The following is a 14,536-nucleotide window of genomic DNA, read 5'->3' on the forward strand; positions in this document are numbered from 1 at the left end:
CATCAGTAAAGAGTGAAACGGGCTAGTAAAGCTAGCCCATTTTCACTCTCATATAGTTAGGAACCTAATTATATGGCGCTAAAAGCAGCTGCTGAACTACTTAAAAGAAGGAGTGAAGAAACAACCAAGATGAACTACCAGAATAATATGGAAGGTATTTGTGACGTCAAAGCTGCTGGTTCTAATTCCAAGAATTTTGTGCTGTGGCGTGAAGTTGTAACCGCCTATGCTGCTCCTGCCATCATGGCAGGGATTGGGGGATTGATCACCGCCGACAAGGGTCTTCAAATAGGAGCATTGACTACGATCGGGGGATCATCGGCCTTGGTAGCCTGGATGATTGGCCTTTGGTTGCGTAGCCGAGGAGGACATAAACAATGGATCACCAGCGCACCTCGCTTGATTGTAGTAGGAATGTTCGCATTGACCGGGGCCTTGTTTGGCCTGTTCGCGGCATGGGTAACATCTGGTTTACTAGAAATTTTTAATCCGAGCAATCACCTGGCCTGGTTCAGTCGTGTCTGGACTGATTTCCCGCTATCCGCAACGATCGCCAGCACGACAGTAACATGGCGATGGCGTCTTACTGTCACAAAAAATTTTTCAGCTACCGGAGGAGATAGAAAATGATTGTTATGATTGGAGCAACAAGTATAATCGGCAGTGCACTTTTGAAACGTTTGATTGATCTTGGCGTACCTGCGCGGGCACTAAGCAGAGAGCCTGAGAAATTACGGAGTCAGATCGAGGATTTAGGTCAGTCGACTATCGAGATCGCAGCCGCTGATGCTTCCGATCCTGAATCGTTGCGTCGTGCGTTTACAGGAGCTACCCAGCTCTTCCTTACAATGTCCAACAGTCCAAGACAGATCGAATTGGAGACTTCGATCATTCGCATTGCCGCCGAAGCTGGAATCGAACATATCGTAAAGATATCCAGTCCTGCCTTTGAGAAGAGTTCTCCAGTGGCAGTGGCGGGTTGGCATGGCGAAATTGAGAAAGCTCTATGCGAATCTGGTCTCACCCACACGGTGTTACGCCCGTATGCGTTTATGCAAAACTTGCTGCGTTTTGCCCCAACGATCGCAACACAAGATGCTTTTTTCGGCTCTATGGGTGATTCACCATGTAACTTTATTGACTGTCGAGATATTGCGGATGTGGCCGCAGAGGTCCTGACTAACCGAGAGGTATCAGGACAAATATATACGCTTACCGGCTCGGAAGTTTTCAGTTATCCTCAAATCGCCAGTAAACTATCCGCTCTGCTTAATCGATCGATACGCTACATAGACATGGACCGCCACGTACTGCTCCGCAGTCTAATCGAGCACGAGCACATGCCTTCTTGGCTCGCGAACCACGTTGTGGAAATTCAAGCCATGTCTACGGTGGTGCCGGAAAGACCTACGGACACGGTAAAGCGCTTGCTCGGTAGAGAGCCTCGCACGCTAGATGCTTTTCTGTATGAATATGTAGAAAGTTTCCGATAGTAGCGGAGTCTACTGACCTTGAGAACTGGTTACTGTAACAAACAGAGGAGTCATTCGATTTCGTAAAGAAAAGAAAATCGAGGTAACGTTGTGTAAAATAGCTGGTAACTCAGACAAAAATATTTGCTTCATAACGTCAACAACGGTACACCGGAAAGGCTATCCAGTGTACCGTTGTTCTGTTATCAGTTTAAAGCTTCTTCACCCTTTTTCAACCTGTTCGATTTTTAGATTAGAAATCTTTGCCTCCTTATATTCATAATCGCTATCGTATAAAAGTGAGGCATTTGCGAGAATTTCATTCCCACCCTTTGCGTTCAAGTAAACGTTGAATATGCGCTAAATGGTGTTTGCCATGCCAAGCATAAATACCGATATTTCTTTCAACTGTTATAACACCTGAATCTGGATGTATAAATTCTTTTTTCAAATCCGATTCTGTTAAATTTGATAAAAGTGCTGCCCACTTAGTATGTAAAGCTTCAATTAATTTCAGGGATATTGCTACTGGCAATTTTGAATCGGACAGTTCTGCCCATAGCCCTTCATCGTATGGTTTGATTGTTGGTCGATTTTCTGTCAAAGCTAGCTTAAATCGGATATAAGCATTCATATGACTGTCTGCAACGTGATGAACGACTTGCCGAATCGTCCACCCACCATCTCTATAAGGCGTATCTAATTGTACATCACCTAAACCCTCTACTATGTTATGAAGCTCTGTTGGTAAAACACAAATTTCTTCAATCCACTTATTAACTTGTGTAAAACTAATTTCTTCATCACACCGAAATTGTCCAATCGGGAACTTTACATTCATTCTGCCTTACCTCCTTTTTCTTCAAATATATGATTGGATTTTATCACTCTTTCATTGGCAGTACGTAACGGACATCCCTTCAATCGATCATTGCTTTTTGCATCCTATCGACACGCTGAGGGATGAAGTCCGCCCACTGGACTTACTGTACGCACAGTGTCCTCTTCAAATTTCTTTATTTTTGCATCATCCATCCTAGCTGTTTTTTCGGATTTTTGTCACTCCAGAGTTCCGTCATCACGGTAAAATATACTTCAAGTTCATCCTTCGTTGGATAATCGGGATTATCCTTAGGTAACTTACGACCTTGCCAGTACTTTTTACCGAGAATTTCCTTATTTCATTACTGAATACTTATTTTCGAATAAGGCTCTCTTTATTTGTGAATTGAAATTTGAGTCTCGTAAAATACCATCAACGCCCACAGAGCCATTTCTTTTCTTAAACTCATGAATTGTGGTATTTACTATATTCTTAGCTTCCACAAATGACCTTATAACGAGTTCTTCATCTTTTTTCAAGTAGTCAATTATTTTCTTTGCATCTTTTTCTATATCTTTTGAGTTCAATTCATATAACTTAGACTGACCTGATAAAATGAACCTTGCCACCATAATTACATAATAACGAATCTTGTAATCATGGTATTTTAGAACTTTTTTATTCTGTAATTCAACAAATTTTGCAAGCAAGTAATTTGATAAATAATATATTTCGGGTTTGTGATCTTCCTGAAATAATCGTTCACGGCGATTTCTTAGAATATTTGCAGGATTGTTATTGTAAACAACATGCGGATCTAAGAAATATACGCTTGTTACCGCTCTGATTAAACTATGTAGGTTTACCTGCTGATAACTGAGCAAGGTTTTTTCCTGAAAATTCAATTCTCCTGATCGCCTTTCGTAGTGCAATGAAATGGGCATTTCACGAGAATAGGTATCAAATAGTGTCTGCAATCGTTTATGGTATTTTTCCAGTGCTATAAAAGCTTCTTCTGGAACAGGCGTTTGTCGATTTGTAGCTCGTACAATCATCGAGATTAAATCTGGATCAGTTGTATGAATTATTTTCACAGGAATTAGAACTTCACTAATTGTTTCTTTAGCATTAAAAACCTCATTGCTTGTCTGGCACCCATTTACAATTTGGAAATCACGCATTTCAAATGCGTTCGATCCAAGTGACTTTAAATGCTTAGCAACAATTGTAACACCGTTATTTAATAGAATGAATTTGGCTTTCAGATCTTTATCCGTTAATGTTTCGCAGATTTCTTTATTGACGTTGTTATTTGGTCCTTGATAGTCACGAACATTTTCATAGAATAGCCTTCGCCTCAAATTACCTTGAGAATCTGTAATGATTTTTAAATATTCATTGCATGGCAAGTATCCAAGGTATGATTGTTCTACTTGTTCAATTTTATCTAACGATAAGGTGTTTTTAAATAGAATGTTCACTTCTACTCTGTTTTCCACTTCACTATATGATTCAATTACATGTTCACCACCAAGTAGATGAATACTAATTGTCTTGACATCTGGAGATATTGTTGTAAATTTCTTCTCCTGAGAAGATACTAAATTAATAATAAATTCATCTTCACATGGTCTTGCCGCAGTCGCGAAGTATATAAAGACTTCAGGACTGGTTTTTCTTAAGTATTTTGAGTTTGAGTATTTCATTATCTCCTCGTAGATCTCGATTGCGTTCCCTATTGATTCATTATTTTTAGGCAGCATAGTTCTATCACCGAAGAAATTCTGAGCAGCTTCAATAGTCTTAAGTATTTTCCCACTATCATATGACTCTTCTGTTTTTGTTTGAATAAACAAGATTTTCACATCTAGTACTTTTGACTTTGAGTATAATTCAATATCAGCTTTATTGAGTACCAAATTATCATTAATGATAAATGCTATCCCATCAATTCCGAATGTTGACCCGTGATCAACATTAATCCTTTCAAGATCACTGACATCGGTGAATGCTTCAGGGTGCATTTTTGAAACAAGAACGTAATTTACAAGGTATTCATAAGCTTTGCTTTCTGCAAAATCGCTAAAAGAATTCTTTATACAGAATTCTTTTACCATACCACTCAGAATTTTGTTAAGTGCCACTCTGCTATTCCTCCACTTATGGATTTGAATAATTTGGGATATTATTGTCTTTAAAGTCCTTTAATAAATCCTTAAATGGTATTATAAATCATTTTCTGAGCGTCTGCTCTAAAAATATATTGAAATATTCAGTACACTCCCAAATAAATTAGAAAACAGGCTTTTAACCGCGTGTATGTGGTTTGGTAATTTATAATATAGTTCATTTTTCCTTGTCCATTTTACCCGATACAACAGTATATGGAACTCTCAGCTCAAACCTTTCCTTTACCATCACTTGTGATACGGTTCACCACAATTAATCTCAAAATATTTTTGTTACGCAGTTTTCGACTTATTCAACAATCTACTCCTATTCCACTTCCTCAGCCTCCTTTTATCCCCCTTCTCAATTTCAGATATTCTTTTTCTTTTAATAATAAAAACACCCCTTTAGATAATCAGATCTAAAGGGGTGAAGCAGTGCTACTTTATTTCAAATCTATAAAAGTCTTTTTCACACGTACTATTCTTTACTCAACCGTCACTGATTTCGCCAAGTTGCGTGGTTTATCGACATCACAACCACGGTGCAGTGCCGCATAATACGAAATCAACTGCAATGGAATAACCGATACAAGCGGCGTCAGCATCTCATGCACAGCCGGAAGCACGAAACGGTCGCCTTCCTCCTCCATACCTGCCATACTAATCAAGCACGGATTCGCGCCGCGTGCCACTACTTCCTTCACATTGCCACGAATATTTAAGCTTACACTTTCCTGAGTCGCCAGCGCCACAACAGGCGTGTCAGTCTCAATCAACGCGATCGGGCCGTGCTTCAGCTCGCCACCTGCGAACCCTTCCGCCTGAATGTAAGAGATCTCTTTCAGCTTCAGTGCGCCTTCCAGACATACATAATAGTCTACGCCTCGACCAAGGAAGAATGCATTACGATGCGTACCAAGGAACTCATCCGCGATCTTCTTCATCTCATCCTTGCTATCACACAACGTCTCAATCGCACTCGCTACGATGCCCATTTCCTGCATCAGATCAAAGCCAATATCAAGACCTTTTGCTTTTGCCGTATCCGCTGCGAGAATCGCCAGCACCGCAATCTGTGCGATGTATGCTTTCGTCGATGCAACCGCAATCTCTGGACCTGCATACAGCGCCAGCGTGTAATCCGCTTCACGCGACAGGGTAGAGCCCGGTACATTCGTCAGTGTGAGTGCTTTATGACCCATCTCTTTCACTTTTACAAGTACAGCGCGGCTGTCAGCAGTCTCACCACTCTGCGAGATAAAGATAAACAGCGGTTTTGCGCTTAGAAGCGGCATATTGTAGCCGAACTCGCTCGCAATGTGTACTTCTACCGGAATCCCAGCCATTTTCTCAATGAACTGCTTCCCTACAAGCCCTGCATGATAACTTGTTCCGCAGGCTACAATATAGATACGATCTGTTTCTTGCATCGCACGACGAATATCGTCAGCAAGCTTCAGGTTGCCATTTTCTTGCTGATACTTCTGAATGATGTTACGAATCACGAACGGCTGCTCGTCGATTTCTTTGAGCATGTAGTGTGGGTATGTACCCTTTTCGATATCACTCGCATCGATTTCAGCCGTGAACGGCTCACGGGTAATTACATTCCCTTCCAGGTCTTTAATGGTTACACTGTCTTTTTTCAGAATCACCATTTCTTGATCCATCAGTTCAAGGAATTGGTCAGTTACTTGTAACATCGCCATCGCGTCACTCGCGACTACGTTACAATCTGAACCAAGCCCAACCAGAAGTGGACTTTTGTTTTTCGCTACATAGATGACATGCGGGTTCTCCTGGTCAATCAATGCCAGCGCATACGAACCTTTCAGCTCTTGCAGCGTTTTGCGGAAGGCCTCTTCTACAGGCAGACCTGTCTCAACGAACTTCTCGATAAGCTGCACAATTACTTCTGTATCCGTATCGCTTACGAAAGAAAGGCCAGATAACAAGCTGCGTTTCACTTGTTCATAGTTCTCAATCACACCATTATGCACAAGGGTAAAACGTGCTGAACGGCTCTGGTGTGGATGGGCATTCACACGGTTCGGAATGCCATGTGTCGCCCAGCGTGTATGACCGATCCCCACTGTTGCTTTTGTCTGTTCATCTACGATCTCACGAAGTGCTGCGATGCGTCCTTTTTCTTTAAATACTTGCACACCCTCATCGTTGACAACCGCGATCCCGGCTGAATCATAGCCACGGTATTCGAGCTTTTCTAAGCCTCGCAGCAAAATTTCTTTCGTATCTTGACTGCCAACATATCCTACGATTCCACACATAATTCGTATATTCCCCTCTCACTTGTACAAAGAAGACATCGGCTGCTTCCATCAGAAACAAGACAGAGCAAAACCCCGCCTCTCATCGTCCCGTATTCAACTATCGTATAGACTGTACCCACTTATCGGTTTTGGCACCGAAATGGGTCGACCATACTGTCCGTTTGTCCGTTCAGTCTCCTGAGCGTTTTGTCAGACAGCCCTGCGGCGTCGGTCGTTCACCGGGAGGCATCCGCCGAATCATTCGATAAACCTCCACCTCGTCAACCGCTTCTCTTTTCCCCGTCCGTGAAGCGGTCCTGGCGCTTTCTTATTCATTATCATATGCAACTAAGCTTGCTTATGGTTTCCTTCTCCTTCCACCCCCTTCTTCAATATTGATACCATACCATAAACGTTCTAAGTCAACAATAGAAAAAATAAGGATGCGCAAGAAGTCCCTGCACACCCTGATTTCATCTATATTTATGCAAGTTCTTTTTCTACTACACTCACGATATGATCGACGTACTGTTTAAGCTCCTCTTCATCAGGACCTTCCGCCATCACGCGAACAATCGGTTCGGTTCCAGACGGACGAACGAGCACACGTCCATTTGTTCCGAGCTTCTCTTCAATCGCTTGCACAGCCGTTTGAATCTCGATATTGCCTGTGAGTTTGGATTTATCGGCTACCCGCACATTGATGAGAATCTGTGGGAACTGGCGCATCGTTTCTGCCGCAATTTCAGACAGCGGCTTCTTCAATTCTGCCACAACATCAAGCAGTTGCAGCCCACTCAGCAGACCGTCGCCTGTCGTGTTGTAATCAAGGAAAATAATATGACCGGACTGCTCTCCACCAAGGTTGTAGCCGCCACGACGCATCTCTTCCATCACATAACGGTCACCAACAGCAGTCTGGCGCGTTTCGACGCCTGCCGCTTCGAGCGCTTTGTAGAATCCGATATTGCTCATCACAGTTGAAACAACTGTATCGTTTTTCAGTTTGCCACGGCGCTTCCATGACATCCCACAGATCGCCATAATGAAGTCACCGTCTACGAGCTGGCCTTTCTCATCTACGGCAATCAGACGATCCGCATCACCGTCAAACGCCAGGCCAAGAATGGCTCCCTGTTCCACGACTGTTTTTTGCAGGATTTCCGGGTGAGTCGATCCGCAGCTTTCATTAATGTTCAATCCGTCCGGGTTGCAAGCAATCGTTACGACATCCGCTTCCATATCGGCAAACAACTGGGCTGCCAGTGCAGATGCGGCACCGTTCGCACAGTCTACAACGATTTTCAGACCGTCAAAACGGTGTGTAACGGTACTTTTGAGGAACTGCAAGTATTTCTGTGCTCCCTCTTTATAACTGAGGACCGTGCCAATGTCGCCGCCAATTGGGCGCGGCAGTTCATCTGTCTCGGCATCAAGCAGGCGCTCGATCTCCGCTTCTTTCTCGTCAAGCAACTTGAACCCATCGCCACCGAAAAATTTAATGCCGTTATCCTGCACTGGATTGTGCGATGCAGAAATCATAATTCCTGCATCAGCTTCCAGCGTGCGCGTTAAATAGGCTACGCCTGGTGTAGAAATAACGCCTAAGCGCATAACCTCTGCGCCGATCGATTGAAGGCCTGCGATCAGTGCGCGCTCCAGCATCGGGCCCGAGATACGTGTATCTCGCCCTACAACTACTTTTGGACGCTCGTTCTTGCTATTCTGCGTTACAACGTATCCGCCCAAACGACCTAATTTAAATGCGAGTTCCGGTGTTAATTGTGTATTGGCAACCCCGCGTATACCATCTGTTCCGAAATACTTACCCATACCTTTACCCTCTCCTCTCACGACTTCGAAGCCCGGTCACGAATGATGACCGTCGCCTGTAGATTGGCCGTGTCACTCGCGAGTGACACGCCAGACGGAAGATTAACCTGCACCGAAGCGGTATATTGGCCCGGTGGTTTATTACTCATATCGACAGAAGCAGACAATTGAGACTGCTCCACTTGATCGATGGCTTCTTTTGTTCCGATAACGTTAAAGTGGACGCGGCCTGATTCTGGCTTTACGATCTCAGATGTCTGGCTGTCCGTCACACCGTTTACATACACTGGAATTTCTAGTGACTTACTTACTTGTTGTTCGGAAGCCGTCGGTGTTGTTGCTGGTGGCTTCTCTTGCTTGATACTTTCTTTTCCTGCTTTAACCGTCACAACTACGGTCACACTCGGGCTGTCAACACGCGTGACGCCTTTTGGAAGGGGAAGCGGTACCTGAACCGTTTTGGATTCCGTTATTCCATCCACATTCACAGCCGGAACCGGATAGGAAGACAGATGATCCAGCACTTCTTGCGTACCATAGACAGTCACTTCTTTTGGACGCACGTCAAGACCCGTTACCCCATAACCATCTGCAGGTTTTCCTGTAAAACTCACCTGAAGTGGTACTTGCTTGGATGGTTGTATCGTAAGCGGAACTTGCACATCTACAGACGATGGTGAAGTTCTCGCTGACTCGATTGGCTGTCCCCGGCGATCAAGAACACGGATCGGTACAGAAGAGTTCACGGTTTCCGTTGCATCTTCTATATTGACTACAGCTTGTACGAGTCCAATGTTTTTCACTTGGCTTTCCGGCACAGTTACCGTTACGGTACGTGGATTCACGACTACGTTTCCTACTTTAACCACGTCGGATGACTGTCCAACAACCGCTACACGTACATCTTTTTGAACCTTTTTGATTCGCTCAATTGTAACGGTGACGACGCTTGGCGTTACCACGACGTCAAGGCCAGGCGGAAGCCCTTCATACTGAACCGGAACTTCGTAGCGGCCACTCTCATACTTACTCAGATCCACATAGAAGTCAAATTTCTCCCTAGAAAGCAAGGAAGATAAAGCTAGAATATCACGATTCCCTTTTAGCTCTACCTGGACCGTATCAGGAATATGGACAATGAATTTGCGATCATCGTAACGCGCCTCAAGCTTGACGGGTGTTACTTGCGAGGTCACCTGAGGCTGTCCCACTACGGCTCCATTCGATGATGTGGAACTGTTTGTCACAATCATCCAGAGCAGAATGGCCATCACAAGCGACATAACTTTGACAAATGAGTTGTTACTCAACCATCTATCCATTGCTTTTCACCTTCCGCTGCCAGAGGGATGATGATGGCTTCGTCGGTTTGACCAAGCGCTCAACAAGGAATTCTGTCAGTGTCTCTGGCGTATAATCCCGTGTCAATTCCCCATTGCAGGCAATCGACACCTGTCCAGTCTCTTCTGATACGACCAGCGCCATTCCATCTGAGACTTCACTAAGTCCAATCGCGGCACGATGTCTTGTTCCAAGCTCCTTGGAGATGGTCGGATTCTCCGACAGAGGCAAATAACAGCCAGCCGCCATAACCATGTCCTTACGCATGATCACTGCTCCATCATGAAGCGGTGTGTTTGGAATAAAAATGTTGATGAGAAGCTCAGAGCTGCTCTGTGCGGTGAGACTAATGCCCGTTTCGATATAATCCGACAATCCCGTCTCACGTTCAATAACAATAAGCGCTCCAATCCGGCGTTTTGCCATATAAAACATCGATTTAACGATTCCTTCAATCGTATCAATCGCTGCCTTATCCTCAGGATTAGAACTGCGGGTAAAGATTGACCCACGTCCAATCTGTTCAAGCGCCCGACGCAACTCCGGCTGAAAGATGACCAGGATGGAAAACATTCCATATGTAAGGGCCTGATTCATCAGCCAGTTCAGCGTTCGCAGGTGTAAATATGAACTAGCCAGCAAGAGAATAATGACCACCAGAATTCCCTTGAACAATTGCAGAGCACGTGTGCCCCGAAGGAGCAGAACAAGCTTGTAAATAATGTAAGAAACAATCAGAATATCAATCGCATTCGTGATGTAGCTAAGAATATTCCCGGTAAACCCTTCCACTCGTACACTCCTCCTTTAGTAGGATGGGAGGTTGAATGCCTTTCTGGCACTCTTCATTACCCAGTATAGCTGTTTTTGTATATACACGCAAAAAAGACACGACATCGCCGCGCCTTCTTCCTCTTTATATTTTAACGGTTTACCAGAGAATTGAAAACCTTTTTTACACTGTACCAGACCCATTCCAGTACCTCATGAATCTCTTCTACCTCACCTGAGATATGAGAGGTGGAAGCCATATATACTTGCCCATCAATCGCGACTACATTGCCCTTTACTTCCCCATCTACACGAATGTTTCCATTCCGGACAACAATATCTCCTTCTACTGTCTTGCCTGCTGGTACAATGACCGTATGCTTGGATTCATCCACCTGAAGATTCTGAGCCTGTGCCGCCGACATCTCAAAGCGGCCCGCTCCCTGTGTCCATGCCGACATCGTGCTGCCAGCCATCAAAACGATGAAAAGGGAAGCAGCGACCAGGAGAGGATGGCGCTTAAACTGCTGAGTCCAACGGGTTCTGCGACGCTCTTGCGGGAGGGCCGACATGACTCGTTCTGTAAATCCCTCCGGTGCTCTTGTGTGAGACAGGCTCTGGACGAATACAAGCGTCCGTTTCAATTCTTGAAAATGCTGCTTGCACGCCTGGCAGGAAGCAAGGTGGACACGTAGCTGCATCTCTTCTTCTTTAGTTGCATCGCAGTCGAGATACTGATGCATAAGGCGCACAAAATAACGGCAGTCCATACGTATTTCTCCTTTCATTCGCGCTACATGAACCGAAGCTTTTTGCGCAAGGCTTCCCTACCGCGATGAATTCTTGTTTTAATCGTCGAGATTGGCAGCTGTACCACATTGCTAATCTCCTGCAAACTCAAATCTTCAATGTATCGCAACAGCATAACAGCTCGGTATTTCGGATTTAGGCCCATAATGGCACCCTGTACCTCGTCCTGCAATTCGTCGGTAAGCACTTCTTCCTCCGGGCTCTTGCCCGGGTCGGCCAGCCGTTCATGCCATTCCATGCCTTCTGAACCGGTAATTTCCGCATCGAGCGACAGATTAGGCTTCCGCTTACGAATTGCATCAATACTTAAGTTAGAAGCAATCCGGTAAATCCAGGTCGAGAATTTATACTGTGGGTCATAACTTTCGAGGTTAGAATACACACGCAAAAACGTCTCCTGGGCGACATCTTCCGCTTCCTGCCGATTGCCAAGCATCCGATACGAAACATGATATACCCTGTCTTTGTAAAGGTTGACGAGTTCAGCAAATGCCTCCCTGTCTCCCTGCTTTGCGCGCTTGATCATCCCCTGCTCGGTGCTGTCCAATTGGTCCACATCCTAATCTATTCCTATCTAAATTTACGTGTGAATTGACGTTTGGTTTCAAAAAAATGAACGAGAATGCTCCAGGCACCCTCGTCTATGTTTCATGTTGTTATTCCTATTATAGTAGCTTCTCCCCAAATACGGAACCCATGAGCCCAACTGCCACACGCGCTGTCTGATTCATTCGATCCAAAATCGGATTCACTTCTACAAATTCGGCACTTGTCAGTACACCTGCTTCCGCCAGTATTTCCATAGCAAGATGACTTTCCCGATAATTAATTCCCCCAATAACAGGAGTCCCGACACCCGGACAATCATGAGGGTCAAGCCCATCAAGGTCTAGACTAAGATGAACGCCATCGGTTCTGGCCGTTACGATTTGGAGCGCTTCTTCCATTACACGTGCCATGCCCAAACGGTCGATCTCATGCATGGTGAATACTTTGATTCCCCGCTCTTGAATGAATCGTTTCTCTCCCGGATCAAGGGCGCGGGCTCCAATCAGCACAACATTCTCAGGCATAAGTTTCTGATCGATTCCACCGATTTCTGTTAATCGTTCGTGACCGTATCCCAGGCTAACTGCTAACGACATACCGTGAATGTTACCAGATGGTGACGTATCAGCTGTATTCATATCCCCATGTGCGTCGAACCAGATCACACCCGTATTTGGACGATGCTGCAATACGCCTGCAATTGTTCCAATCGCAATGCTATGATCTCCACCGATAACAAGCGGAAAACGACCCTTTCCCATCTGAAAGGATACAGCTTCGCATAGTTCCTGGTTCACACGCGCGATTTCATCTAAATATTTCAAATGTGTTCCGGGTGTAGCCTGCTGCTTTGGCCGCTGCACAATTATATCGCCTTCATCATGAACCACATAGCCAAGTGCCTCCAGACGGGCCTCGATCCCCGCATACCGGATCGCACTCGGCCCCATATCGACTCCCCTGCGATCTGCACCCAGATCCATCGGAACTCCAATCAATGAAACGTTTGGATTAAGTGTCGGATTCATCGCTGTACACCACCCTTTTCGTCGGCTATCTTATTGTAATGCGTATGTAAGCGCTAATGAAACTTGACAGATTAATGAATGGTTATGCGTAATTTCAGCAAGCCTGTACAGATGATATGAGCACCATTCATTTTATTGAAAATTTTACAATATATACCTCGTATATATTGTATACCAGCACAAAATGGAGGTCTGTTTATGAAATATACAAAGAAAATAGTTACTGCATTACTTGCAGGAAGTTTCCTTTCGACCACCCCTGTTTTTGCCGCTACGCTTCCAGCAACGTCCGTCACTACATCTCCTTCATCCTCTACATTACAAAAAAACATCCAAGAATCCCTGCAAACATTGTATACACTCGTTCCTGAGTTACGAGACTTTCAATTGAAAGAAAGCAATACATATCAAAGGAATCAAACTTCATTTCAAGTGTTGAGCTATGCAGGAAAAGCTGAGAAAGCAAATGCGACAGTCGTATTTAATCTAGACACTGGAGAACTGTACCGTTTTACGATCACACATCCTGACTGGGCTTCTAAAAACAATCCCTCTATTTCTCTCGTGAAAGCAACAGCAACTGAATTTCTAAACAAGATGCTAGGTGAAAAAGAAGCCGAACACTATCAATTTGATGACGGCGTTGGTTTTATGAGTTCAGGGGGAATGGAAGACGGTAAAGAAGTCGTGTTTACCGAAGCGTTTGCTCAATTTAGTCCACTCATACATGGAATCCCATTGGAGTCAAGCTATGACATTAGGATGAGTGTGAATGCAGCAGGTCGTGTCACCTCATTCAGTAATGAGAACAAAAAAATAAATACAGACCTGTTCCCAGACCCAAGACAGGCAATCTCGAAAGCACAAGCAGAGGAATTATTCCTTGCCTCACTGAAGCCGGAGCTTATATACGATGAAAAACAACCGACTGCAATAAAAAATTTGGGGGACAGGGAAGGCGAACATCCCGTATTAAAATACGTTATGGGAAATCCCTCTACTATCAATGCTATAACAGGCACATCGACAACATCGGATGTCCCTCAGGAGCAATGGAACAGAAAAATGTATACCGTAATACCAAAAGGTCAGACGTTAACAGTTAGGAATGAACAGGAAGCAGCTCAGATACTGAAAAGCGAACTCGGTATGGATGTGTCCGGGCTTTCTCTATCCAAGAATAAATATGACAATCCATATAATCAGAGAGCTTTGCAAAGCTACACATGGAGTAAAAAAGATGATCATACCGAAGAATATGTTGTACAGGTAGATGCTCCCGCCAACCGGGTATTGGCTATGGGTATGCATAGACAAGGGGAAATCGATCAAAGTAAGCCTGTTACAAAAAAAATCACAAAAGAAGAAGCTGAACAAATCGCAGTCAAAACGCTGGAAAAATATCTCCCTACCTCTGTAAAAGAAGTACAAGTAAGCGAAGTATTTAGTATAGGTGAAGATTATATCC

General features: G+C 44.4%; 12 protein-coding genes (1 of these 12 running past the window's edge). 3 read left to right on the top strand and 9 right to left on the bottom strand.

The features are described 5' to 3' along the window. The first annotated feature begins 72 nt into the window (after positions 1 to 72). On the top strand, positions 73 to 630 hold the full coding sequence (locus tag CB4_RS00585; protein WP_373681375.1) for a hypothetical protein: 558 nt from the start codon (positions 73 to 75) through the stop codon (positions 628 to 630). Beyond that, positions 627 to 1,493 carry an SDR family oxidoreductase gene (locus CB4_RS00590; protein ID WP_096463130.1) on the top strand — a complete coding sequence of 289 codons (867 nt, stop codon included), beginning with the start codon at positions 627 to 629 and terminating at the stop codon, positions 1,491 to 1,493. Before CB4_RS00585 ends, CB4_RS00590 begins: the two co-directional genes overlap by 4 nt. 298 nt (positions 1,494 to 1,791) lie before the next feature. On the opposite strand, the gene CB4_RS00595 is transcribed toward CB4_RS00590, so the two are convergent. The 9 genes from CB4_RS00595 to rocF all read right to left on the bottom strand — a co-directional run bounded on the left by CB4_RS00595 (position 1,792) and on the right by rocF (position 13,068). Beyond that, positions 1,792 to 2,313, bottom strand: coding sequence for a YfiT family bacillithiol transferase (locus CB4_RS00595; protein WP_096463131.1), 522 nt, complete (start codon positions 2,311 to 2,313; stop codon positions 1,792 to 1,794). Positions 2,314 to 2,648: 335 nt separating this feature from the next. After that, a complete protein-coding gene (locus tag CB4_RS00600) occupies positions 2,649 to 4,439 on the bottom strand; it encodes an AIPR family protein (protein ID WP_096463132.1) in 1,791 nt (596 codons plus the stop codon). Between the two features lie 512 nt (positions 4,440 to 4,951). Further along, positions 4,952 to 6,754 (bottom strand): glutamine--fructose-6-phosphate transaminase (isomerizing), encoded by a 1,803-nt coding sequence (glmS, locus tag CB4_RS00605; RefSeq protein ID WP_096463133.1) that lies wholly within the window; start codon positions 6,752 to 6,754, stop codon positions 4,952 to 4,954. A 465-nt stretch (positions 6,755 to 7,219) separates the two neighbouring features. After that, the gene (glmM, locus tag CB4_RS00610; protein WP_096463134.1) at positions 7,220 to 8,569 is read right to left on the bottom strand and encodes a phosphoglucosamine mutase; all 1,350 of its coding nucleotides are present in this window, start codon (positions 8,567 to 8,569) and stop codon (positions 7,220 to 7,222) included. A gap of 17 nt (positions 8,570 to 8,586) precedes the next feature. Then, the gene (locus CB4_RS00615; protein ID WP_096463135.1) at positions 8,587 to 9,891 is read right to left on the bottom strand and encodes a CdaR family protein; all 1,305 of its coding nucleotides are present in this window, start codon (positions 9,889 to 9,891) and stop codon (positions 8,587 to 8,589) included. Then, complete coding sequence (gene cdaA / locus CB4_RS00620) at positions 9,884 to 10,702, bottom strand: diadenylate cyclase CdaA (RefSeq protein ID WP_096463136.1); 819 nt, start codon at positions 10,700 to 10,702, stop codon at positions 9,884 to 9,886. Before cdaA ends, CB4_RS00615 begins: the two co-directional genes overlap by 8 nt. Positions 10,703 to 10,833: 131 nt before the next feature. Further along, positions 10,834 to 11,451 carry a zf-HC2 domain-containing protein gene (locus CB4_RS00625; RefSeq protein WP_096463137.1) on the bottom strand — a complete coding sequence of 206 codons (618 nt, stop codon included), beginning with the start codon at positions 11,449 to 11,451 and terminating at the stop codon, positions 10,834 to 10,836. 23 nt (positions 11,452 to 11,474) lie between these two features. Continuing rightward, positions 11,475 to 12,038, bottom strand: a complete 564-nt coding sequence (sigW, locus tag CB4_RS00630) for an RNA polymerase sigma factor SigW (protein WP_096463138.1) — start codon at positions 12,036 to 12,038, stop codon at positions 11,475 to 11,477. 118 nt (positions 12,039 to 12,156) lie between these two features. After that, complete coding sequence (rocF, locus tag CB4_RS00635; RefSeq protein WP_096463139.1) at positions 12,157 to 13,068, bottom strand: arginase; 912 nt, start codon at positions 13,066 to 13,068, stop codon at positions 12,157 to 12,159. Between the two features lie 198 nt (positions 13,069 to 13,266). Between rocF and CB4_RS00640 the strand changes: the two genes are divergently transcribed. After that, positions 13,267 to 14,536, top strand: partial view of a hypothetical protein gene (locus tag CB4_RS00640; protein WP_096463140.1) — the 5' portion only. Its footprint extends 392 nt past the window's final position; the window shows 1,270 of its 1,662 coding nt (coding positions 1-1,270); the start codon lies at positions 13,267 to 13,269; the stop codon falls past the right edge of the window.

Origin of the sequence: Aneurinibacillus soli (genome assembly GCF_002355375.1) — a bacterium.
In the GTDB taxonomy this organism is placed as follows: Bacteria; Bacillota; Bacilli; order Aneurinibacillales; family Aneurinibacillaceae; genus Aneurinibacillus; species Aneurinibacillus soli.